The organism is Amycolatopsis sp. SB7-3 (genome assembly GCF_041021335.1).
GTDB classification, from domain to species: domain Bacteria; phylum Actinomycetota; class Actinomycetes; order Mycobacteriales; family Pseudonocardiaceae; genus Amycolatopsis; species Amycolatopsis japonica.
Map to the genome: position 1 here is coordinate 279,258 of NZ_JBFPJQ010000001.1, position 21,658 is coordinate 300,915.

21 protein-coding genes are annotated in these 21,658 nt (G+C 69.2%); 10 read left to right on the plus strand and 11 right to left on the minus strand.

Going from position 1 to position 21,658, the window contains the following annotated elements; all coding sequences use genetic code 11:
- The first annotated feature begins 7 nt into the window (after positions 1–7).
- The 3 genes from AB8M46_RS01290 to shbA all read left to right on the plus strand — a co-directional run bounded on the left by AB8M46_RS01290 (position 8) and on the right by shbA (position 1,564).
- Positions 8–358: a YidH family protein gene (locus AB8M46_RS01290; protein ID WP_125736744.1), complete on the plus strand. Its 351-nt coding sequence runs from the start codon at positions 8–10 to the stop codon at positions 356–358.
- Positions 355–657: a DUF202 domain-containing protein gene (locus AB8M46_RS01295; protein ID WP_125736745.1), complete on the plus strand. Its 303-nt coding sequence runs from the start codon at positions 355–357 to the stop codon at positions 655–657. The genes AB8M46_RS01290 and AB8M46_RS01295 overlap by 4 nt, the downstream gene beginning before the upstream one ends.
- Positions 658–907: 250 nt before the next feature.
- Entirely contained in the window at positions 908–1,564 is a 657-nt protein-coding gene (gene shbA, locus AB8M46_RS01300; protein ID WP_016336345.1) for an RNA polymerase sigma factor ShbA, read from the plus strand.
- Positions 1,565–1,868: 304 nt separating this feature from the next.
- On the opposite strand, the gene AB8M46_RS01305 is transcribed toward shbA, so the two are convergent.
- From AB8M46_RS01305 to AB8M46_RS01315, 3 genes are read right to left on the minus strand one after another with little or no spacing between them, the layout of a single operon-like run.
- The gene (locus AB8M46_RS01305) at positions 1,869–2,693 is read right to left on the minus strand and encodes an amidohydrolase family protein (protein WP_394359313.1); all 825 of its coding nucleotides are present in this window, start codon (positions 2,691–2,693) and stop codon (positions 1,869–1,871) included.
- A complete protein-coding gene (locus tag AB8M46_RS01310; protein WP_394359314.1) occupies positions 2,690–3,661 on the minus strand; it encodes an aldo/keto reductase in 972 nt (323 codons plus the stop codon). Before AB8M46_RS01310 ends, AB8M46_RS01305 begins: the two co-directional genes overlap by 4 nt.
- A complete protein-coding gene (locus AB8M46_RS01315; protein WP_016336348.1) occupies positions 3,658–3,960 on the minus strand; it encodes an L-rhamnose mutarotase in 303 nt (100 codons plus the stop codon). The genes AB8M46_RS01310 and AB8M46_RS01315 overlap by 4 nt, the downstream gene beginning before the upstream one ends.
- Positions 3,961–4,066: 106 nt before the next feature.
- Between AB8M46_RS01315 and AB8M46_RS01320 the strand changes: the two genes are divergently transcribed.
- Positions 4,067–4,777, plus strand: a complete 711-nt coding sequence (locus AB8M46_RS01320) for a FadR/GntR family transcriptional regulator (RefSeq protein ID WP_016336349.1) — start codon at positions 4,067–4,069, stop codon at positions 4,775–4,777.
- Between the two features lie 110 nt (positions 4,778–4,887).
- Here AB8M46_RS01320 and AB8M46_RS01325 read toward each other — a convergent pair whose 3' ends face one another.
- From AB8M46_RS01325 to AB8M46_RS01350, 6 genes are read right to left on the minus strand one after another with little or no spacing between them, the layout of a single operon-like run.
- Positions 4,888–5,904 (minus strand): ABC transporter permease, encoded by a 1,017-nt coding sequence (locus AB8M46_RS01325; protein ID WP_037342171.1) that lies wholly within the window; start codon positions 5,902–5,904, stop codon positions 4,888–4,890.
- Positions 5,901–7,421, minus strand: a complete 1,521-nt coding sequence (locus AB8M46_RS01330) for a sugar ABC transporter ATP-binding protein (RefSeq protein ID WP_394359315.1) — start codon at positions 7,419–7,421, stop codon at positions 5,901–5,903. Before AB8M46_RS01330 ends, AB8M46_RS01325 begins: the two co-directional genes overlap by 4 nt.
- Positions 7,418–8,455, minus strand: a complete 1,038-nt coding sequence (locus tag AB8M46_RS01335; protein WP_394359316.1) for a sugar ABC transporter substrate-binding protein — start codon at positions 8,453–8,455, stop codon at positions 7,418–7,420. Before AB8M46_RS01335 ends, AB8M46_RS01330 begins: the two co-directional genes overlap by 4 nt.
- 25 nt (positions 8,456–8,480) lie before the next feature.
- A complete protein-coding gene (locus AB8M46_RS01340) occupies positions 8,481–9,242 on the minus strand; it encodes an SDR family NAD(P)-dependent oxidoreductase (RefSeq protein WP_394359317.1) in 762 nt (253 codons plus the stop codon).
- Positions 9,239–10,540 carry an enolase C-terminal domain-like protein gene (locus AB8M46_RS01345; RefSeq protein ID WP_394359318.1) on the minus strand — a complete coding sequence of 434 codons (1,302 nt, stop codon included), beginning with the start codon at positions 10,538–10,540 and terminating at the stop codon, positions 9,239–9,241. Before AB8M46_RS01345 ends, AB8M46_RS01340 begins: the two co-directional genes overlap by 4 nt.
- A complete protein-coding gene (locus AB8M46_RS01350; protein WP_350595654.1) occupies positions 10,540–11,400 on the minus strand; it encodes a fumarylacetoacetate hydrolase family protein in 861 nt (286 codons plus the stop codon). Before AB8M46_RS01350 ends, AB8M46_RS01345 begins: the two co-directional genes overlap by 1 nt.
- 230 nt (positions 11,401–11,630) lie before the next feature.
- Between AB8M46_RS01350 and AB8M46_RS01355 the strand changes: the two genes are divergently transcribed.
- Positions 11,631–12,875 (plus strand): Bcr/CflA family multidrug efflux MFS transporter, encoded by a 1,245-nt coding sequence (locus AB8M46_RS01355; protein WP_394359319.1) that lies wholly within the window; start codon positions 11,631–11,633, stop codon positions 12,873–12,875.
- A gap of 77 nt (positions 12,876–12,952) precedes the next feature.
- Here AB8M46_RS01355 and AB8M46_RS01360 read toward each other — a convergent pair whose 3' ends face one another.
- The gene (locus tag AB8M46_RS01360; RefSeq protein WP_394359320.1) at positions 12,953–14,176 is read right to left on the minus strand and encodes an NAD(P)/FAD-dependent oxidoreductase; all 1,224 of its coding nucleotides are present in this window, start codon (positions 14,174–14,176) and stop codon (positions 12,953–12,955) included.
- A 196-nt stretch (positions 14,177–14,372) separates the two neighbouring features.
- On the opposite strand from AB8M46_RS01360, the gene AB8M46_RS01365 reads away from it, so the two are divergent.
- The 3 genes from AB8M46_RS01365 (at position 14,373) to AB8M46_RS01375 (ending at position 18,546) form a co-directional block, all read left to right on the plus strand.
- The gene (locus AB8M46_RS01365; protein WP_039922712.1) at positions 14,373–14,591 is read left to right on the plus strand and encodes a hypothetical protein; all 219 of its coding nucleotides are present in this window, start codon (positions 14,373–14,375) and stop codon (positions 14,589–14,591) included.
- Between the two features lie 58 nt (positions 14,592–14,649).
- The gene (locus AB8M46_RS01370; protein ID WP_394359321.1) at positions 14,650–16,623 is read left to right on the plus strand and encodes an SDR family oxidoreductase; all 1,974 of its coding nucleotides are present in this window, start codon (positions 14,650–14,652) and stop codon (positions 16,621–16,623) included.
- Positions 16,624–16,737: 114 nt separating this feature from the next.
- Positions 16,738–18,546 carry a hypothetical protein gene (locus AB8M46_RS01375; protein WP_394359322.1) on the plus strand — a complete coding sequence of 603 codons (1,809 nt, stop codon included), beginning with the start codon at positions 16,738–16,740 and terminating at the stop codon, positions 18,544–18,546.
- Between the two features lie 70 nt (positions 18,547–18,616).
- Here the strand turns inward: AB8M46_RS01375 and AB8M46_RS01380 are convergent, their stop codons facing one another.
- Positions 18,617–19,933 carry a PLP-dependent aminotransferase family protein gene (locus tag AB8M46_RS01380; RefSeq protein ID WP_394360829.1) on the minus strand — a complete coding sequence of 439 codons (1,317 nt, stop codon included), beginning with the start codon at positions 19,931–19,933 and terminating at the stop codon, positions 18,617–18,619.
- A 128-nt stretch (positions 19,934–20,061) separates the two neighbouring features.
- On the opposite strand from AB8M46_RS01380, the gene AB8M46_RS01385 reads away from it, so the two are divergent.
- Together AB8M46_RS01385 and AB8M46_RS01390 are read left to right on the plus strand one after the other, a co-directional pair.
- Positions 20,062–20,889 (plus strand): ABC transporter ATP-binding protein, encoded by an 828-nt coding sequence (locus tag AB8M46_RS01385; protein WP_394359323.1) that lies wholly within the window; start codon positions 20,062–20,064, stop codon positions 20,887–20,889.
- A gap of 32 nt (positions 20,890–20,921) precedes the next feature.
- Positions 20,922–21,578: an O-methyltransferase gene (locus AB8M46_RS01390; RefSeq protein WP_394359324.1), complete on the plus strand. Its 657-nt coding sequence runs from the start codon at positions 20,922–20,924 to the stop codon at positions 21,576–21,578.
- The last annotated feature ends 80 nt before the right edge of the window (positions 21,579–21,658 follow it).

Below are 21,658 nucleotides of genomic sequence, written 5' to 3' on the forward strand. Positions count from 1 at the left end.
TCATCGCGTGGCAGAGATCAACGGCCCGCACGACGGCGGCTCGGAACCCGACTACCGCTTCACGCTCGCCAACGAACGGACGTTCCTCGCCTGGCTCCGGACGGCACTGGGCCTGCTGGCCGGCGGCGTCGCCGTCCATCAACTGGTCCCCGATCCGAGCGCGCTGAGCACCGTCCTGGCCGGACTGTGCGTCGTACTGGCCGCCGTACTCGCGGCGAGCGCCTATCCGCGCTGGCGGCGGGTGCAGACCGCGATGCGCACGGGGCGGCCGCTGCCGAAGAGCGGGATGCTGCTCCTGCTGACCGCCGGAATCCTCGTGATCACCCTGACCGCCGCGGCACTGGTCGTCTTCTCGTGAACCCGGCCGATCACGGAGCGCAAGCGGAACGGACGGGGCTCGCCTGGCGCCGGACCGCGCTCGCGGCTACTGGCTGCACACTCCTTCTCTTGCACACCGCGGCCCGGCGAGGATGGGGTACGGCGGTCATTCCGGTCGCCTTCGCGGGGGCCATGGTGATCACCTTGACCGCCGTCGGCGCGATCCGTGAACGAGCACTGCGCCGTCCGGAAACCCCGAAACCTCTTAACCCGATCCTTGCTGTCACAACGTCGGCACTTGTCGTAGCGACGGCGGCCGCTCTGATTGCGGTGCGCTAAGTCCCGCGCACATCCAGCGACGCCGAAGCCTCTTTTCGCGACGCAGAGTCTCGGTTGTATTAAGCCGACTCCGGCGAACGGGCTATCTCTAGTTGAAATCTTTACTGCCGTCCGATCCACGCTTACGATTACGCTGCGTCGCAACGGCGGCAGATGAATCTGATCTTACGGAGCATCTGCCGCCCTCAATCGTTACGGAGTGTTGACCCCTCGACAGCGACGGTCGCAGGGTCGGCCGGGGAGGACGACCATGCAAGCAACTTCAAGCGCGTCCAGAACCGTCACCCCCGATGCGGTCCCCGGATACACGACTCCGGAGCACCTGCCTCGACCGGGCGGACGGCTGACGAAGGAGGACCTCGATCCCCTCGTCAAGGACGCGGGCGACGGGAATCCCGCCGCGATCCAGTCCCTGCTGCGGATGATCGGCCCCGTCGTGGTCCGGTACTGCCGCGCCAGAATGGGCGGCCGCGACCTGTCCTACCTGTCGGCGGACGACGTCGCGCAGGAAGTGTGCATGGCGGTGCTGAAAGCACTGCCCGGCTACCAGGATCGCGGCGGCTCGTTCCTCTACCTCGTGCACGCCATCGCCGCCAACAAGGTCGCCGACGCCTACCGCGCCGTCTCCCGCGACCGGTCGGAACCGGTACCTGAACTGCCGGAACGGCCCATCGGCGACAACGAACCCGAAACCCACGCCCTGCACCTGGACCTCGGTGCCCGCCTCAACCGCCTGCTCTCCACCCTCCCGCGGGTGCAGCAGGAGATCCTCGCCCTCCGCATCGCCGTCGGCCTGTCCGCCGCCGAAACCGCCGAGGCACTCGGGATCTCCGCCGGCAACGTACGCGTGACACAACACCGCGCACTGGCCCGCCTGCGGACGATGGTCAAACAGGACGAGTTCTGATCTTTTCTCCCCCTGCCGCAGGTCGTCGATCGGCGGTTCTCAGGCGCCCGGACCCCGCGCCGCCCACTTTCCTCCTTCCCCCGGCCTCCCGCCGGGGTTTCGTCGTATCTCGTGACTCGCGTGAAGGTTTTCCGGGGAGTCGTGAGTGGCAAAGAGGGTTAGAACGCGCATCGCCACTCACGACCTTCGAGCAATACTGCACAAAATGCCCAAAACGGACGCATTACTCGCAAAGAGCGTCCTTTTTGGACAGTCCGAGGGGTGCTATGCCTCGGTGGCGAGCCCGCTCGCACCGCCGACTCCCTCACGTAAGGCGATAGGCCCGCCGCGCCGTCCCGTCGAAGAACTCCAGCCGCTCGGCGTCGCTCAGCGAACCCGTCAGCGAAAACGCCGTGTCCACGACGACCTCGTACGCGGCCGCCAGTTCGCAGACCGGCCAGTCGGAGCCGAACATCAGCCGCGAAGCACCGAACGACTCCAGCACGTGCTCGGACCAGCGCGCCAGCTGCCCGACCTTCCACCGTGCCCAGTCCGCCTCGGTCACCAGCCCCGAAAGCTTGCAGTACACGTTGTCCAGCTCCCCCAAGGCCGCGACACCGTGCGCCCACGGCTGCCATTCGCCCGAGGCGATCGGCGGCTTCGCGGCGTGGTCGAGGACGAAAACCTGATCCGGCAACGCTTTCGCGGCGGCGAGGGCGGCGGGAAGCTGCGGCGGCTTGACCAGCAGGTCGTACGCCAGTCCGGCCTCGCCGAGAGCGGCGAGACCGCGCAGGACCTCTGGCCGCGTCAGCCACGACGGGTCCGGCTCGTCTTCGACCTGGTGCCGGATTCCCACCAGCGGCCCGGAAAACGCGGCCAAGCGCTCGGCGACGTCGGGAGCGGTGAGATCGGTCCAGCCGACGACGCCGGCGATCAGCGGTTCGTCCCGCGCCGCGGAAAGGAACTCGCGCGTCTCCTCCTCCGACGAGACCGTCTGCACCAGCACGGTCCCCTTCACCCCCGCCGCCTTCGTCACCGCGCGGAGATCGTCCACTGTGTACGGACGCCGGATCGGTTCCAGCGCCGTGCCGGTCATCCACGGGTAGTCCCGCCGCGACGGGTCCCAAAGGTGGTGGTGCGCGTCGATCACGACTGTCCTTCCTCCCGCAGCACGGTGTCCTCACGCAACAGTCCCGCACGGATCAGGTCCGTCCACAACTCGCGCGGCACCGGGCGGCGGAAGCGTTCGGCGTTGATCCGGACCTGGTCTGGATCGTGCGCGCCGACGACGACGGACACCACCGAGGGATGTGCGGCGGGCAGCGCCAGCGCGGCTTGCGGGAGTTCGACACCGTGCCGCGCGCAGACGTCGGCGATCCGCTGGGCGCGTTCGACCAGTTCGGCCGGGGCCTCGGCGTAGTCGTACATCGTGCCCGGCGCCGTGGTGGCGAGGATCCCGGCGTTGAACGCGCCGCCCGCCACCACGTCCACCCCGCGTTCCGCGCACAGCGGGAGGAGATCGTCGAGGGCGGGCTGGTCGAGCAGGGTGTACCGGCCCGCCAGCAGGATCACGTCGAGATCGAACCGGCGGACGAACTCCGCGAGCATCGGCGCCTGGTTCATCCCGGCGCCGATGGCGTCGACGACACCCTGCTCCCGCAATTCGAGCAACGCGGGGAACGCTCCGTTGACAGTGTCCTCGAAGTGCTCGTCGGGGTCGTGCACGTAGACGACGTCGACGCGGTCGAGTCCAAGCCGCTCCAGACTGTCCTCAAGCGACCGGAGGATCCCGTCGCGGCTGAAGTCCCACCGTCGTTTGTAGGCGGCGGGAACGACGAACCCCTGCGAGTCGGTCCGCGAAGCGCCGTCGGGATCGGGCTCCAGTACCCGGCCGACCTTGGTCGACACCACGAAGTCCGCGCGGGGATACGCCGAAAGCGCCGCGCCCAGCCGTCGTTCCGACAGCCCGAGCCCGTAGTGCGGGGCGGTGTCGAAATAGCGGATGCCTTCGTCCCACGCCTGGCGCACGGTCGCTTCGGCCGTCTCGTCGGTGATGGCGTGGTACAGGTTGCCCAGCTGCGCGCAGCCGAGCCCCAGTGGGGACAGGGGAAGCTTCACGGAAGCTCCCAGACGAGGCCGATACCCGAATCGTTGCCCGAGTAGTCGTCCTCGACGTCGAGCAGTTCGGACATCCGAGCTTGCCAGGGAATATTGGCCGGGTGATCGCGCAGGACCGCGCGCATCTTCGCGTAATCCTCGACCTCGACCACGTGGAACAGGTCGAGGCCGTCCCGCCAGATCCGCCACGAACGCACACCCGCACCGCGCAGGGCTTCGTCCAGGTCGGGCGGGATGACGGCGTGGACCGACTCGTATTCGGCCTCCTTGCCCGGCTTCAGCCGGGTGTGGAGTGCCACTCTTTGTAGTGCGACACCGTGGGTCACCGCGCCTCCTTCATTCGAAACATGGCACTCTGTCAACTAACACTCAAACATCCGAGGTCTTCGGGGAGGGCGGTGGAACATGCCGGTCACCGATGTCGCGATCGACAAGATCAAGGACATGATCATCTCCGGCGAGCTTGCTCCGGGCGACAGGCTGCCGAAGGAGGCCGAACTGGCCCAGCGGCTCGGCCTGTCCCGCAGTTCGCTGCGCGAAGCGGTGAAGGCGCTGTGCCTGATCCGCGTGCTCGACGTCCGCCAGGGCGACGGGACGTACGTCACCAGCCTCGAACCGAATCTCCTCCTCGACGCGATGACGTTCGTGGTGGACTTCCACCGCGACGACACCGTGCTGGACTTCCTCGCCGTCCGCCGGATCCTCGAACCGGCGGCGACGGCGCTGGCCGCACTGCACATGAGCGACGAGGACATCGCGGAACTAGGCCGCCTGCTCGACGAACTGGCCGACTCGCCGACGGTGGAGGCGCTGGTCGCGAACGACCTGCAGTTCCACCGCAAGATCGCCGACGGCTCCGGCAATCCGGTGCTGTGCTCGCTGCTGGACAGCCTGTCCGGCCCCACCGCGCGCGCCCGCATCTGGCGCGGGCTCACCCAGGAGGGCGCGGTCGCGAAGACCCGCGAGCAGCACACGGCGATCTACGAGGCCATCGCGGCCCGTGAACCCGAACTCGCGCGTTCGTGGGCCACCGTGCACGTGGCCGGGGTGGAGCAATGGCTCCGCAACGCGCTCGGCACCGCCGACGACCCCACCACGGCCGCCGAAGCTTCCTGACACCGCTCTCTCCTCTCTCACGCCCTCTAACCGGCCCTTCGCGCGCTAGGAACGGTCCTTTCCTCGCAAAATTTGCAAGGAAAGGACCGTTCATTGCAGCGGCGAGAGGGCTAGGTCTGGGCCTTCCCACCGGCGTAGCGGGAAATGATCAACGCGACCAGGATGATCACGCCGTAGATCGCCTTCAGCCATTCCGGCGGCACCTGCGCCACCTGCAGCAGGTTGGTGACGGTCTGCAGCAGCAGCACACCGGTGAGCGCCCCGACCAGGGTGCCCTTCCCACCGTCCAGTGAGACACCGCCGATCACCGCAGCGGCGAACACCTGAAGGATCAATCCGTCGCCCTGGTCCGCACCGAGCGCGCCGACGTAGCCGGTGTACGCGAGCCCGCCCAACGCGGCCAGCACACCGGCCACGACGAAGACACCCCAAGAGATCCGGTCGACGCGGATACCGGCGGCCCGCGCGGCTTCCCGGTTGCCGCCGATGGCGTACAGCGACCGGCCGATCCGGTGATACCGCAACCCCAGCCCGAACACGGTGAACAGCGCCGCGGCCAGCCACACCGACATCGGCAGCCCGATGAACGTCGTGGTGGCGAGCGCGGTGAACACGTCCAGCTGGTCGAAGAGCGTCTTCCCCTGCGTGGACCCGATCTGCGTACCGCGCAGCACCGTCAGCATCGCCAGCGTGACGATGAAGGCGTTCAGCTTCAGTTTGACGATCAGGAAACCGTTCACGAAGCCGACCGCGGCACCGGCCACCAGCACGGCGAGGATGCCCGCGAAACCGGGGATCTCGGTGCCGAACCCCGAAGAAGCCACCGGGATGACCAGCATCGCGCCCAGCGCGGGCGCCATGCCCATGGTGGATTCCAGTGACAGGTCGAACTTCCCGGTCAGCAGTACGAGCGATTCGCCCAGCACCACCATCGACAGCGCGGCGGACGCGGACAGGATCCCGACGATGCTGCCGAAGGTCAGGAACGTGTCGCTGATCAGTCCTCCGATGATCAGCACCACGACGAGCGCCGGCACGAGCGCGAGTTCGCGCAGCCAGCGGAACTTCCGGCGCTTCGGCGGGGCCGTGAGCGTCGAAGTCTTCGGATCGGTCATCAGTTCGGTCACCGCTCGACTCCTTCGATGTCGGCCACCAGGTCGCCGTCGGACCAGCCCGCCCGGTGTTCGGCGACCACGGCGCCGGCACGCAGCACCAGCACCCGGTCGCTCAGGCGGAGATCGTCCAGCTCGTCGCTGACGATCAGCACCGCCTTGCCCTCGGCCCGCACCCGGTCGACGACCGCGAGCAGCGCCTCCTTCGATTTGACGTCCACACCCGCGGTCGGGTTGATCAGCACCACCAGGCGCGGATCACCGGCCAGCGCACGGGCCAGGACGACCTTCTGCTGGTTGCCGCCGGAAAGGTCGGACACCGGCTGGTCCGCGTCGGCCGCGACGATGTCGTAGTCCCGCAACGCCCGCGCGGCCCGGCCGTACCGCGCGCCCGGTGCCGCGAGACCACCCTTGCCCATGCGGTCCAAAATGGACAGTGTGGCGTTGTCGGCGATGGAGTGCTCCAGCACCAGTCCCTCGTGATGACGATCCCTCGGCACACAGCCGATCCCGGCACGGATCGCGGCCGGGATGTCGCCCGGTTTCAACGGATTCCCGTCCATCCGGACCGTGCCGGAGGACGGCGGACGCAGTCCGTACACGGTTTCGGCGACCTGATGCTTGCCGCTGGCGTTGCTGCCCGCGAGCCCGATCACCTCGCCGCGGTGGATCCGGAACGTCACGTCCTCGAAGCCGTCACCGGAAAGCCCGTCGACGGCCAGGACCTCGGCGGCGTCCTCGTCCAGCGCCTCGCGCGTGGAGGCGTCGCGGACGGAAAGGCCGCCCTGTTCACCGGTCATCGCGTCGATCAGTTCGGCGCGGCCGACCTCGGAGACCGGCGCGGTCAGGATGTGTTTGGCGTCGCGCAGCACGGTGACCGCCTGGCACACCTCGTACACCTCGTGGAGGTGGTGCGAGATGAACAGGAACGTCACGCCGTTCGCCTGCATCTGGCGCATCCGCGCGAAAAGCCGGTCGATCGCCTGGCTGTCCAGCTGCGCCGTCGGCTCGTCGAGCACGATGAACCGGGCACCGTACGAGAGCGCCCTGGCGATCTCGACGAACTGCCGGTCCTCGACCGAGAGCTCGCCCGCCGGGGTGTCGACGTCGACCCCCACGTCCCAGGAGTCGAGCAGTTCCCGTGCCTGACGGCGCAATCGCTGCCAGCCGATCGCGAACCCCTCGCCGGACTGACGGTTGAGGAACAGGTTCTCCGCGACGGTCAGCTGCGGGACGACCATCGCATGCTGGTAGACGCAGGCGACCGCGCGTTTCCAGTCGTCCTGTCTGGACAAGGGCGGCGCGGGGACACCGCCGAACTCGACGTGACCGGTGTCCGTTTTGGACAGTCCGGTGAGGATGGAGACGAGCGTCGATTTCCCCGCACCGTTGCGGCCGACGAGTGCGTGCGACTCGCCGGGGTGCACGGTGAGGCTGACGTCGGACAGCGCCACGGTCGGTCCGTAGCGTTTGCCGACACCCTGTGCGCTGACCACCGGCACGGCGGCGGACCCGGCGGGCAGCGCGCTCACAGGTTGTTCCCCCAGAGTGCCTTGTCGTCCACGTTGTCCTTGGTGACGACGGGCGCGGGGAGCTGGTCTTCGAGGATCCCCGGCCGGACCTCGACGACGGTGCTGCCGTGATCGGTCGGCCCCGCCTTGAAGGTCTCCCCCGCCATCGCCTTCTTGATCCAGTACATGCCGTACTTGGCGTAGTCGTCGGCGGGCTGTGAGACGGTCGCGTCGAGTTCGCCCGCGCGGATCGCGGCCAGCTCCTGGGGAATGCCGTCGTTGCTGACCAGCACCACGTGCTTCGGGTCACCGATTGGGAAGGAGAGGTTCTTGCGTTTGAGCGCCTGCTGCGTCGGCGCCAGGTACACGCCGCCCGCCTGCATGTACACGGCCTTGATGTCCGGGTTCGCGGTCAGCAGGCTGTCCAGGCCGGAAGAAGCCTTGTCCGCCTTCCATTCGGCGGCGACCTCCAGCACCTGGACGCCCGGGAACTTCGTCTTCATGCACTGACGGAACGCTTCGGAGCGGTCGCGGCCGTTGACCGAGGCCAGGTCGCCCATGACCTGCACGACCTTGCCCGAGGTGACCTTCGCGCCGATCGCCTCGCAGGCTTTGGTGCCGTACGCCTTGTTGTCCGCGCGCACCACCATCGCGACCTTGCCGCCCTCCGGCGCGACGTCGACGGCCACCACCGGGACGCCCTTGTTTTCCGCCGCCTTGAGGCCCGCCACGACGGCGGCGGAGTCCAGCGGCGTCACGACCAGGCCCTTGACGCCCTGGTTGAGCAAGGTGTTGATGTCGGTGATCTGCTTCGCCGGGTCGCTGTCCGCGTTGACCGTGGGCAGCGCCTCGACGCCCTGCTCCTTCGCCTTCTGCGGTACGTAGTTGTTGTAGGCCTGCCAGAACGGCGAGGTCAGCAACGGGATCGTCGCGCCGACCTTGCCGCCTCCGCCCTGGGGAGCATTGGCTGCGTTGTTCTTAGTGGACCCGCAGGCCGACAGCGCCAGCCCGAGCGCGGTGGCCGCGGCGGCCACCTTGATCACCCTCGTACGCACCGCATCCTCCTTGATGGCAGCGAAACTACTGGTGGTGGACCGGGCCGCGCGGACGCAACCCGTACATCCCTCCGTCGACCGCGAGCGCCGTGCCGGTGGTCGAAGCCGACAGCGGACTGGCGAGATACACGACCGCGTTCGCGACCTCGTCCGCGGTGACCAGCCTGCCCATCGGCTGACGGGCGGCCAGCGCGGCGCGTTCGGCCTCCGGATCGCCCGCGGCGTCGAGCAGCCTGCCGACCCACGGGGTGTCCGCGGTGCCGGGGCAGACGCAGTTGACGCGGATCCGATCGGCGAGGTGATCGGTCGCCATCGCCAGGGTCAACGAGAGCACCGCGCCCTTGCTGGCCGAGTACAGCGCGCGGTTGGGCAGGCCCGCCCACGCGGCGATCGAACAGGTGTTGACGATCGCGGCCGACGGCGAGTTCTTCAGATGCGGCAACGCCGCCCGCGCGAGCCGCACCATGCCGACGACGTTGATGTCGAGCACGCGGTGCCATTCGTCGTCGTTGTTGGCGGTGACGTCGCCCTGCGCGCCGATACCCGCGTTGTTGACCAGGATGTCGAGCCTGCCGAATCGCTCGGCGACCGCGTCGATCGCCGAGCGGACCTCCTTGTCGGAGCCGACGTCGCAGCGGAATCCGGTGAGGCCTTCGGGCAGGTCGCCGGGATTCAGGTCGAGCACCGCGACCTTCGCCCCGCGCGCGGCGAGCAGGTCCGCGGTGGCCCTGCCGATTCCCGAGGCACCGCCGGTGACGGCGGCGACGAGGCCTTCGAACTCACTCACTGGTTTGTCTCCGTCCACTCTGGACCGTCGGGGAAGGTGAACCGGCGCAGGGTCGCGTCGTGCATCCGGGCCGAGAAACCCGGCGCGGACGGGGCGACGTAGCGGCCGTCGACGACGGCGGCCGGATCGGTGAAGTGCTCGTGGAGGTGGTCGACCCATTCGATGGACCGGTCGGTGTCGCTCCCGGACACCGCCGCGAAATCGAACATCGACAGGTGCCGGACGAGTTCGCACAGCCCGACCCCGCCGGCGTGCGGGCAGACCGGCACCCCGAATTTGGCCGCCAGCAACAGGATCGCCAGGTTCTCGTTGAACCCGCCGACCCTGGCCGCGTCCAGTTGCAGCACCGAGATCGCGCCCGCCTGCAGCAACTGCTTGAACACCACGCGGTTCTGGACGTGCTCACCGGTGGCCACCCGGATCGGGGCGAGCGCCTTGGCGATCGCGGCGTGCCCGAGCACGTCGTCCGGCGAGGTGGGCTCCTCGATCCAGTACGGGTCGTACGGCGCCAGCGCGGTCATCCAGGTGATCGCGGTCGAGACGTCCCAGCGCTGGTTCGCGTCGACGGCGACCCGGATGTCCGGGCCGACGGTCTCGCGGGCGAGCTTCATCCGGCGGACGTCGTCCTCGAGATTCCCGCCGACCTTCAGTTTGATCATCTCGAAGCCGTCCGCGACCGCCTGTTCGGCGAGCCGGACCAGTTTCGCGTCCGAGTAGCCGAGCCAGCCGGGGGAAGTGCTGTACGCGCGGTAGCCGTCGCGTTCGATCTTCGCGATCCGTTCGGCGCGGCCGGGTTCGGCGGCGCGGAGGATGTCGAGCGCCTCTTGTTCGGTCAGCGCGTCGGAGAGATACCGGAAATCGACGAGGGAGACCAGGTCCTCCGGCGACATCTCGGCGGCGAACCGCCAGACGGGGAGCCCGGCGATCCGCGCGGCGAGATCCCAGGCGGCGTTGACCACCGCACCGATCGCCATGTGCGCGACACCCTTTTCCGGGCCGAGCCAGCGCAGTTGCGAGTCGCCGACCAGTGCCCGCGACAGGTCGCCGAGCCCGGCCGCGTCGGTGGGCACGTCCCTGCCGATGACGTGCGGTTCCAGCGCGCGAATCGCCGCGGCCTGGACGTCGTTGCCGCGTCCGATGGTGAAGGCGAGCCCGTAGCCGTCCGGGCCGCCGTCGGTGTGCAGCACGACGTACGCGGCCGAGTAGTCCGGGTCCGGGTTCATGGCGTCCGAACCGTCAAGCTCCCGCGAAGTGGGGAAGCGGACGTCGAGCACCTCCATGCCCACGATCTTCGCCATCACGCCTGCCTGACGTTCTGACGCTGACGGCCGAGGCCGTCGATTTCGAGCTCGATGACGTCACCCTCGGTCAGGTACGGCTTCGGCTCGGGCTGGCCGAGCGCGACGCCCTGCGGGGTGCCGGTGTTGATGAGGTCACCGGGGCGCAGCACCATGTACTGGCTCACGTAGTGCACGATCTGGGCGACCGAGAAGATCATGTCCTTGGTCGACGAGTCCTGCTTCTTCTCGCCGTTGACCCACAACCGCAGACCGAGGTCCTGCGGGTCGGCCACCTCGTCGGCGGTGACCAGCCACGGGCCGAGCGGGTTGAAGTTCTCGCACGACTTGCCCTTGTCCCAGGTGCCGCCGCGTTCGAGCTGGAATTCGCGCTCGGACACGTCGTTCGAGACGGTGTAGCCGGCGACGTATTCCAGGGCCTCTTCGGCGCTTTCGAGGTAGCGCGCGGTCTTGCCGATGACGACCCCGAGCTCGACCTCCCAGTCGGTCTTGGTCGAGCCGCGCGGCACGAGCACGTCGTCCTCCGGTCCGACGACGACGTCGGGAGCCTTCATGAACACGACGGGTTCGGTCGGGACCTCGGCGCCGGATTCCTCGGCGTGCTGCCGGTAGTTGAGGCCGATGCAGACGACCTTGCCCGGCCGTGCGATCGGCGAGGCGACCCTGGCCGATGTGAATTCGGGGCCCGCTTCGGGCAGTTCACCGGCGGCCAGCGCGGCCGCGACCCTGGCGACGCCGTCGCCCGCGAAGAAGCTGCCATCGATGTCGGCGGTCAGCGCCGAGAGGTCGCGCAGCGTGCCGTCCCCGGCACGTACGAACGGACGCTCACTTCCCGGCTCCCCGAGTCGCAACAGCTGCACGGATTTTCCCTTCCAGCCGAACCGTCAACAATCAACGGCTCCCACAGCAACGAACAGACATCCGATGTATACCCGACGACCTTCGCCAAGATCTAGGGGCCGTCCGGATTTGTCTCGAAAATTGATCGGATCAGTCTGGCGAATTCTGGGTGGCGAGACTCACAGCGGGAATAGTTACCTACTCTAAGCAAGTTGTTCCTCGCGGAACCTTGGCTGGGGAAAGGAAGAGCATGACCATCGCGCCCGAGCGAGTGGAAGAAACCGTCGCGCGCCCTCTCACGACCGGACGCGCCCGGTTCGTCCTGATCCTTGGCGGCCTGTCCGCCTTCGGGCCCCTGTCCATCGACATGTACCTGCCCGCGCTGCCGCAGATGGCGGGCGAACTGCGCGCGGCGGACGCGACCGTGCAGCTCACGCTCAGCGCGTTCATCATCGGGCTCGCCCTCGGCCAGCTGATCCTCGGACCGCTGTCCGACGCGATCGGCCGGCGCAAACCGCTCGTGGCCGGGCTCGCGCTCTACATGGTCGGCTCGATCCTGTGCGCCGTCGCCCCGACCGCCGAACTCCTCATCGCCGCCCGCGGGGTGCAGGCCTTCGGCGCCGCGGCGGGCATCGTGATCGCCAGGGCGACCGTGCGCGACCTCTACTCCGGCACCGCGATGACGAAGTTCTTCTCGCTGCTCATGCTGGTCAACGGGCTCGCCCCGATCCTGGCGCCGATCATCGGCGGCCAGATCCTCAACTGGACGTCGTGGCGCGGCGTGTTCGTCTGCCTGACCGTGTTCGGCGCGATCCTGCTCGCCGTTGTCTTCTTCCTGCTGCCGGAACCCTTGCCCGAGGAACGCCGCACCCCCGCGCGGTTCGGCTCGGTGCTGCGGAAGTACGCGAGCCTGTTCGGCGATCGCGGCTTCCTCGGCTACGCGCTGGCCTCCGGGCTGATGTTCGGCAGCCTGTTCGCCTACATCTCCGGCTCCTCCTTCGCGCTGCAGGGTGTCTACGGGCTCAGCCCGCAGGCGTACAGCCTGGTGTTCGGGCTCAACGGCATCGGCATCGTGGCCGTCGGGCAGCTGAACGGGCGCATCGTCGGACGTTTCCCGGAGCGGACACTGCTGACCGTCGGCCTGGTGATCGCGGCGGTGGCCGGTTTCGGCGTGCTGGCCGCGACGGTGCTGGACCTCGGGCTGATCGGGCTGCTTATCCCGCTGTTCATCCTGGTGTCGAGTATCGGCATGGTGGCGCCGAACGCGAGTTCGCTGGCGCTCGCCGAACAGGCGCGGTCCGCCGGTTCGGCGTCGGCGCTGCTGGGTGTGCTGCAGTTCGTCGTCGGCGGGCTGGCGACGCCGCTGGTCGGGCTGGGCGGTCCGGGGACCGCGGTCCCGATGGGGATCGTGATGGCGGGCTTCGGCGTGCTGGCGCTGCTGGCCTTCGGGACCATGACGCGGCCTTCGCGCGCCTTGGTCGCCCAGGTGGCCTGACTCGCCTTCAAACGCTAGGAAAGGACCGTTCCTTGCAAAATTTGCAAGGAACGGTCCTTTCCTAGCATCCGGAGGGGTCAAACGAGCGACGCAAGATCGGCGGTCCTCAACTGCTCCGCGGTCACCGCCGCGCGTCCCTCGACCAGGGCCTTCAAGGCGTCCCCGTCGTCCCACTGGTTGACGTTCATCGCGGCGGCCACCTGTCCGTCCCGCAGCCAGAACGCGGTGAAGTCCCGTGCCGCGAGATCGCCCCGCACCACGAGTTCGTCGGTTTCGGGGTCGGCGAGACCGCGGTACTCGCATCCGAGGTCGTACTGGTCCGAGAAGAAATACGGACTCCGCAGGTACGGCTCGTTCTCGCCCAGCAGGTTCCCGGCCACGTGCTCGCCCTGCCACTTCGCGTTCGACCAGTGCTCGACGCGGACGCGTTTTCCGTAGCGCGGGTGGAAATGTGCGGCGATGTCGCCGATCGCGTAGACGTCGGGCGCGGCCGTCCGCAGGCCCGCGTCGGCGCAGACACCGCCGTCGTCGGACAGTTCCAGCCCGGCGGCGTGCGCGAGGTCGACCCGCGGCGTGGCGCCGACGGCCACCAGTACGACGTCGGCGGGAAGCTCGTCACCACTCCGAAGGCGGACGCCGGTCACCCCGTCCGGACCGCCGGTGAAGCCGGCGACGCCTTCACCCAGCCGCCAGTTCACCCCATGCTGGGTATGAAGGTCCTTGAAGACGCCGGACACCTGTTCGCCCAGCACCGCGAGTAACGGCGAGCCGACCTGGTCGACCACGGTCACCTCCGCGCCGTGTTCCCTGGCGGCCGCCGCGGCCTCGGTCCCGATCCAGCCCGCGCCGACGATCACCACCCGCCGCGCGTCCTTGAACGCCGAGCGGAGCGCCAGCGCGTCGTCGAGGGTGCGCAGGGTCCGCAGCCCCGGCAGATCCCCGCCGGGCACCGGCAACGAACGCGGCCGGGAGCCGGTCGCGAGCACGAGCCGGTCGAACCGGTGCTCGCCGCCCGCGTCGTCGTGCACGAGCCGCGCGCCGAGTTCGATCCTGGTCGCGGACACCCCGCTCCGGAAGGCGATGTCCTTTTCGCCGTAGAAACCTTCGCCGTGCACCCAGTCGGGTTCATCGGTCTTGCCCATGAGAAGTCCCTTGGACAAGGGCGGTAATTCGTACGGGCGATGCGTATCGGTGCCGAGAAGCACGATTTCGCCCTCGAAACCGCGTTCCCGCAGCGTCCCGGCGGCCGTCGCCCCGGCGAGACCGGCGCCGACGATGACGATCTTCCTGGGTTCGGACATCCATGACCTCCCAAGCAGTCCCTCCCCCGGACGCTACTCCCGTTCCTCCCCTTCCGGCCTAGCGAGAGCGGAAGTCGATCACGATATGCAGGATCGGTTAACCCATCAGTAGGAACATGGGGTAATCGGCGTCACGCCCCCGAAAGCGCCCCGTCCCAGCCTCGGACGAGAAAGGGAGATCATGGGATACGGGAGGATGAGGACGTTGGCACCCCGGGACGAATGGTCGGTCGGCTGCCGGGATCTCGCGGGCAGGCGCAGGGACGTGACGGTGTTCGTGAGCAGCGACAAGATCGTGCTCGTGGCGCCGCCCGGAGAGGCCGCCGTACTCGGGCCGCTGGACGTGGGGCGCCTGCGCGCCGCGCTCCGCGACGCCGTGGTCGCGGTGGCCGAACATCCGGACCACAGTGAATGACAACTACCGTTCCTACTTCTGAGTAGGTAGAGTCGGCCCCGTTCGGAAGGAGCCGGCCATGACCACCTACTTCGTGACGGGCGCGACGGGTTTTCTGGGAAAACGCCTGGTCGCGCGCCTACTACGGCGACCTGAGACCGTAGCCGTCCATGTTCTCGTGAGGGAGACCTCACGCGGGAAGCTCCCGAGCCACGAGAAGCTCGTTCCCGTCACCGGCGATCTGACCGAACCCTCGCTGGGCATCGACCCCGCCCGCGTGGGACCCCTCGACCACGTCGTGCATCTCGGCGCGATCTACGACCTCACCGCGGACGAAGCGGCGAACCGCGCGGCCAACGTCGACGGCACGCGCAACGTCCTGGAGTTCGCCGCCGCCGCGAAGGCCGGGCTCTTCCACCACGTCTCGTCGATCGCGGTCGCCGGGCAGTACGCCGGACGGTTCACCGAGGCCGACTTCGACCACGGCCAGGGTTTCGCGTCGCCGTACCACGCGACGAAGTTCGAGGCGGAGAAACTCGTGCGACGGCACGGGAAAACGCCGTTCCGCGTGTACCGGCCGTCCGCCGTGGCCGGTGATTCGCGCACCGGTGAGATGGACAAGATCGACGGCCCGTACTACTTCCTCCCCGCGATCTCGCGGCTCGCCGCGCTGCCCCGCCGTCTTCCGCTGGCCGCCCCGGATCTCGGCGCCACGAACCTCGTTCCGGTCGACTACGTCGTCGAAGCGATGGAACACCTCATGCACATCGACGCGCCCAGTGGCAGCACGTACCACCTCGCGTCGCCGCGACCGCAGCCGCTTCACGAGGTCTACAACGCGTTCGCGCGGGCCGCGGGCGGGCCGAAGATCTCCGCCGTCCTTCCCGCCCGGCCTTCCGGAGCGCTCAAGCGCGCGGGAACCCGGCTGGCGAAATCCGCGGCCGCCGGCTTCGACCGGGTCCCCGGCGGACGGTCGGCCCGCGCGGCGGTGCTCGCGGAACTCGGCATCCCGCTCGAAGTCCTGCCGCATCTGAGCATGGAGGTCGACTTCGACACGAGCGCGACCACGGCCGCGCTCGAAGGCAGCGGGATCACCTTGCCCCCGTTGAAGGAGTACGCCGGCCCGCTCTACCGGTACTGGCTCGCGCACCTGGATCCCGATCGCGGCCGCCGCCGTCCCGGGCCGGAACCGCTCGACGGCCGCAAGGTCCTCATCACCGGCGCGTCCTCGGGTATCGGGCGCGCGTCGGCGCTCGCCGTCGCCGCGAAGGGTGGCGAAGTGATCCTCGTGGCCAGGCGCGCCGACGAACTCGAAGAGGTCCGCGAGCAGATCGTCGCGGCAGGCGGCAAGGCGTCCGCGTATCCGTGCGACCTCACCGACGGCGGCGCCGTCGACGCTCTGGTCAAGGACGTGCTCGCCGCGCACGGCGCCGTCGACATGCTGGTCAACAACGCGGGCCGCTCGATCCGGCGGTCGCTTTCGCTGTCCACCGAACGGTTCCACGATTTCGAGCGCACGATGGCCATCAACTACTTCGGACCCGTGCGGCTGACGCTGGGCCTGCTGCCGTCGATGACCGCGCGCGGTTTCGGCCACGTCGTCAACGTGACCACCCAAGGACTCCAGACCGACACGCCGCGGTTTTCCGCTTACCTGGCTTCGAAGGCCGCGTTGGAGGAGTTCGGGCTGACCGCCGGGCGGGAAACGCTTTCCGACGGCGTCACCTTCACCTCGGTCCGGATGCCGCTGGTGCGCACCGACATGATCGCCCCGACCGGTTCCTATCGCGGCATGCCGTCGAGCTCCCCCGAACGCGCCGCCGCGCTCGTGGTGAAGGCGCTGGAGAAACGACCGGAGATCCTGAACCTGCCCGAGGGCACGGCCGCCGAACTGGTGACGCTCGTCGCACCGAAGACGGCCCGGTTCTTCGCCCACCTCGTCTACCGCGCGATGCCCGAATCCGCGCCGGAATCCCGTGGCCTGCCCCGAATGGCCCCGCTCGCCTCAGTGGCGGGCGCGGTCACGAGGCTGGTCTGGCGCCGTCGTCCCTGACGTCCCGCCGCCGGGGCTCGATCGGGGGACGCCCCCGGCCGCTACCATCGGTTTCCGATACGCCGGGGGGTCGGCGGGCACGGGCCGAGGTAGGGACGACCGGGAAGGGGCAGTGTGGACGTCGCCAGTCCCCCGCTGTCGACCGGACCGGGCGCGCAGGTGGTACGTCCGTCCAGGACAGTGCTGCGGCTTTCCCTGCACGCGGCCTGGGTGCTCGCGCTCGCCGTCGCCACCGAACTCCGGGTGGGGCGCTTCGGTTTCCACCCGTCGGACCAGGGTTTCATCCTGGCCCAGGCCTGGCGGGTGCGGCACGGGGAGGTGCCGCATTCGGACATCATCTCCGCGCGGCCGCTGGGTTCGGCGTACCTGCACATCGTCGACTTCCTGCTGCCGGGGCCGCTGTTCTTCGTCTCCAGCGTGCTCAGCATGCTGGAGATCATCCTGGCGACCATCGCGTTCGCCGTCCTGGTCACCCGCCGCCGCGTGCGGGACTGGGGGCCGGGGCTCACCGGGCTGACGGCGGCCGCGTCGCTGCTGAACCTCAACGCGTTCCCGCTCATGGCGTGGCACACGATCGACGGGATCTTCCTGACCGCGTGCGGCGCCTGGGCGCTGGATTCGGGGCTGCGCAACGGTAAGGCGTGGCCTCGACGGCTCGGCCTGGTGCTGCTGGGCACCTCGGTGTTCGTCAAACAGAGTTTCGCGCCGGTGCCGCTGATCGCGCTGTGCTGGCTGCTGCTGCACCCGTCGCTGCGCGAGGGCGCGTTCCGCACCGGCCGCTGGTGGGGACGGCTGGCCTGGGATCTGCTGGCGCTGGGCGCTTTCCTGGTCTTCTACGTCGGAATCGTCACCCTCGACGGCGGGCTCGGCGCGATGGCCGAGCAGCTCACCGGCGGGCTGCCCGCGTACGGCGAGCGGCTTCTCGGTCTGTGGGTGGAAAATCCCGCGTCCCTGCTGCGGCCACCGGTGCGGGGCTTGACGTTCTTCCTGATCGCCGGGGTGTTCCTTGCCCTGCTCGGGACCTTCCGCGACCGCGCCGGTTTCGCCGGGGCGCTCCTCGCCCGGCTGCTGCTCCTGGCGGGGGTGGCGGTGGTGGTCGGCACCGTCGTCGACGGGCATTTCACCGGCGCGTCGCGCTGGGCGGACGTCCTCTGGTGGATCCTCGGTGTCGCGCTGCTGGTGAACTGGGTCGCGACGCGGCGATTCCCGAGAATGGGCGCGCTGGTCTTCGCGACCGGCTTCATGACCAGCCTGTCGTGGGGCAACGACACCCCGACGTTGTTCACCGGAACACTGGCGCTGACGGCGATCCTGCTGCTCGCGGACGCGCTGCCGCCGCTGCCGGAACCGCCTCGCCGAGTGCGTCTCGTGGGCGCGACGGCGATGGGCCTGGTCGCGGTGCTGGCGTCGGGCTGGGCCGTGGTCGCGCATCACGACGAAGCCGCGTACCTCGACATGGCGCACGAGAAGCTGACGGGCGACCTCGGCACGGTGACGCCGTCGATGCGCGGCATCCGGACGAATCCGGGCACCTACACCTACATCTCCCAGATCCAGGACTGCGTCACGCGGTTCCCCGCCGGGCGCACGGCCGTCCTGCCCGACAACCCGTTCGCCTATCCCGCCTTCGGCCTGCGCAACCCGTTCCCGCTGGAATGGCCGCTGCCGCTGGAGATCGTCGCCGACGCCCCGGAACGCATGCTCGCGGCGGCCGACGGGCTCAACCGCGACGGCGACTACCTCGTGCTGTTCCAGACCGTGAGCATGCCGGTGCTGGCCAAGGGCGGGCCGGTCCCCGCCCAGGTCGCCGGGGACGCCCCGATCTTCGACTACCTCGGGCTGGAGAACGCGCTGCGGTCGCGCCTGACCGGGCAGACCGTCACCTGCGGCAGCTTCATCGGCAAGTGGGCACCCCGTCCCTGACGCGTTTCGTCCTCTGAATGCGGTAGTTCGCGCTGCCAACTACCGCATTCAGAGGACGAAACGCGGGGAGTCAGTCGACGCCGGCGTCCTCGGGGCGACCGGAGGCGAGTCCGGCGAGGACGTCCAAAGCGGCCGCGAGCGTTTCGAGCGGCGGCGACGAGACGGCGAGCCGCACCGCGTTCGGGGCGTGACCGGGGACGACGGCGAACGCGGCCGCCGGGGTGACCGCGATCCCGCGGCGCGCGGCCGCGGCGACGAAGGTCTCGGCACGCCAGTGTTCCGGGAGCTCCCACCAGCAGTGGTACGCCCGCGGATCGGCGCGCAGGGTGAACCCGGCCAGGCGTTCCGCCGTCAGCCGCTGGCGTTCCGCGGCGTCCAGCCGTTTCGCCCGTTCGACGGTTTCCAGCGTGCCGCCGGTGATCCACCGGGTGGCCGCTTCGACGGCGAGCCGGGGCGCGACCCAGCCGCCCGAGCGCACGGCCGCGGCGAGCCGTTCCGTCCATGCCGCCGGGACGGCGAGGAATCCGGTGGTCAGCCCCGGCGCGAGCCGTTTGGACATGCTGTCGGCGAACACCGTGCGTTCCGGCGCGTACGCCGCGAAAGGGCGGACCTCGGGCCGCAGGAAGGTGTAGATCCCGTCCTCGATCACCGGGATGTCCATCCGGCGCACGGTTTCGGCCAGTTCGACCCGGCGTGCTTCGTCCATTGTGGACCCGAGCGGGTTGTGCAGCGTCGGCTGGACGTACAGCGCGCGGACGGACGCGGCTTCGAGCGCTTCGGGAATGAGGCCCCGGTCGTCGGTCTCGATGGGCACCAGCTGCACGCCGAGCCGCCCGGCGAGCGCCTTGACCACGGGGTAGGTGATGGCTTCGACGGCGAGCCGTTCCCCCATCGGCACGAAGGCGGCGATGGCTGCCGCGATGGCCTGGCGCCCGCTCCCGGCGAAGAGGACTTCGGGCGTCCAGCCGTCCTTCGCGATCAGGCCGGCGACGGCGTCACGCGCCTGCTTCGAGCCCGAGACGTTTCCCGGCCGCAGCGCCGCTGTCAGGACGTCTTCGCGCAGAAGCGGCTCCAGCGCCTTTCCGACCAGCGCCGACTGTTCCGGAAGGACGGCGAAGTTGAGTTCGAGGTCGACCGTCGCACCGCCGGGCTCGGCGAGCGCGGTCTCCAGCGGCGGCCGGCCGGCGCGGACGAACGTGCCCCGGCCGACCTCGCCGACCACGACACCCCTCCGGACGAGTTCGCCGTAGACCCGCGCGGCCGTCGAGTTCGCGATCCCGCGTTCCTTCGCGAACCGCCGCTGCGGCGGCAGCCTGTCGCCCGGCCGGAGCCTGCCAGCCTCGACGTCGGCGGAGATCTCGTCCGCGACTATCCGGTAGTCCTCCATGCCGTCCTTCGATCGCACCGAGTGCATTCACGCGATTGCACTGGGGATGATGCCATCGAAGCACGTTGTGAGCCGACTGCGACCTACGGAACACCACAACGGCGACGTCCTAGGTTAGCCTAACCTGCGTGGAGACCGTGGAAACCCTCACCGAGCAGAGCACGACGTCCCGTCTGCACGCGGACGCGCTGACGCTCGCCTACGACGGCCGGACCGTGGCCGAAGACCTCGGGGTGGTCATCCCCGACCGGTCGTTCACCGTCATCGTCGGGCCGAACGCCTGCGGCAAGACCACCCTGCTGCGCGCGCTCGCGCGGATGCTCAAACCGCGCCAGGGTTCGGTGTTCCTCGACGGCCAGGTGATCAGCTCCTTCCCCGCCAAGGAGGTCGCCCGGCGGCTCGGCCTGCTGCCGCAGAGTTCGATCGCGCCCGACGGCATCACCGTCGCGGACCTCGTAGCGCGCGGCCGGTACCCGCACCAGCGCCTGCTGCGCCAGTGGTCCCGTGAGGACGCCACCGTGGTCGCGGAGTCCATGCACGCCACCGGCGTCGACGATCTCGCCGAGCGGCTGGTCGACGAACTGTCGGGTGGTCAGCGGCAGCGCGTGTGGATGGCGATGGCGCTGGCGCAGGAGACCGATCTCCTGCTGCTCGACGAGCCGACGACCTATCTGGACATCGCGCACCAGATGGACATCCTCGACCTGTGCGCGGAACTGCACCAGAAGCAGGGCCGGACGCTGGTCGCGGTGCTGCACGACCTCAACCACGCCGCCCGCTACGCGACGCACATGATCGCGATGCGCGGCGGAGAGGTCCTCGCGACCGGCGCGCCCGAAGAGGTCGTGACCGCCGCCAACGTCGAAAAGATCTTCGAGCTGCCCTGCCGGGTCATGCCGTGCCCGGAAACCGGTACCCCGCTGGTGATCCCGAAAGCCGGACGCCGCGCCGCCTGATGCACTCGGAGTAGGTTGGCGGCGGAGGTGCCATGTCACAGCAACTGTGGTCCGAAGTGGACGACTATCTGTCCGGGGTGCTCGTCCCGTCCGATCCCGCCCTCGAAGGCGCGCGGAAGGCGTCGGACGAGGCCGGGCTGCCGCCGATCGCCGTCGCGCCGAACCAGGGCAAACTGCTCAACCTGATGGCGCGGATGATCGGCGCCCGGTCCATCCTGGAGATCGGCACGCTCGGCGGGTACAGCACGATCTGGCTCGCCCGCGCCCTGCCGCCGCAGGGCAGGCTCGTCACCCTCGAATACGACCCGAAGCACGCCGAAGTCGCGCGCCGCAACATCGACGCGGCCGGGCTCGGCGGGCTGGTCGACGTCCGCGTCGGCAAGGCGCTGGACCTGCTGCCGTCGGTCGACGGCCCGATCGACCTGGCGTTCATCGACGCCGACAAGGTCAACAACCCGGCCTACTTCGAGGCGTCGCTGAAGCTCGTCCGACCCGGCGGCGTGATCGTGGTCGACAACGTCGTCCGCGGTGGCGCGGTGACCGACGCCGCCAGCGAGGACCCGAACATCCAGGGCATCCGGCGGCTGCACGAGATGATCGCCGCCGAACCCCGCGTCGACGCGACGGCGATCCAGACGGTCGGCAGCAAGGGCTACGACGGCTTGACCGTCGTGCTCGTGAAGCCCTGACGGAACCGCCTCGGTCCAGCGGGTCGTGAGTGGCGTTTCGGGTTAGAACACGAATCGCCACTCACGACCCACTGGACCGA

What these genes read in the sequence shown, in the direction of transcription:
- AB8M46_RS01360 (WP_394359320.1), bottom strand. Translation starts at nt 14,176, where the DNA reads ATGTCCGAACCCAGGAAGATCGTCATCGTCGGCGCCGGTCTCGCCGGG.
- AB8M46_RS01365 (WP_039922712.1), top strand. Translation starts at nt 14,373, where the DNA reads ATGAGGACGTTGGCACCCCGGGACGAATGGTCGGTCGGCTGCCGGGAT.
- AB8M46_RS01370 (WP_394359321.1), top strand. Translation starts at nt 14,650, where the DNA reads ATGACCACCTACTTCGTGACGGGCGCGACGGGTTTTCTGGGAAAACGC.
- AB8M46_RS01390 (WP_394359324.1), top strand. Translation starts at nt 20,922, where the DNA reads ATGTCACAGCAACTGTGGTCCGAAGTGGACGACTATCTGTCCGGGGTG.
- shbA (WP_016336345.1), top strand. Translation starts at nt 908, where the DNA reads ATGCAAGCAACTTCAAGCGCGTCCAGAACCGTCACCCCCGATGCGGTC.
- AB8M46_RS01380 (WP_394360829.1), bottom strand. Translation starts at nt 19,933, where the DNA reads ATGGAGGACTACCGGATAGTCGCGGACGAGATCTCCGCCGACGTCGAG.
- AB8M46_RS01355 (WP_394359319.1), top strand. Translation starts at nt 11,631, where the DNA reads ATGACCATCGCGCCCGAGCGAGTGGAAGAAACCGTCGCGCGCCCTCTC.
- AB8M46_RS01320 (WP_016336349.1), top strand. Translation starts at nt 4,067, where the DNA reads ATGCCGGTCACCGATGTCGCGATCGACAAGATCAAGGACATGATCATC.
- AB8M46_RS01345 (WP_394359318.1), bottom strand. Translation starts at nt 10,540, where the DNA reads ATGGCGAAGATCGTGGGCATGGAGGTGCTCGACGTCCGCTTCCCCACT.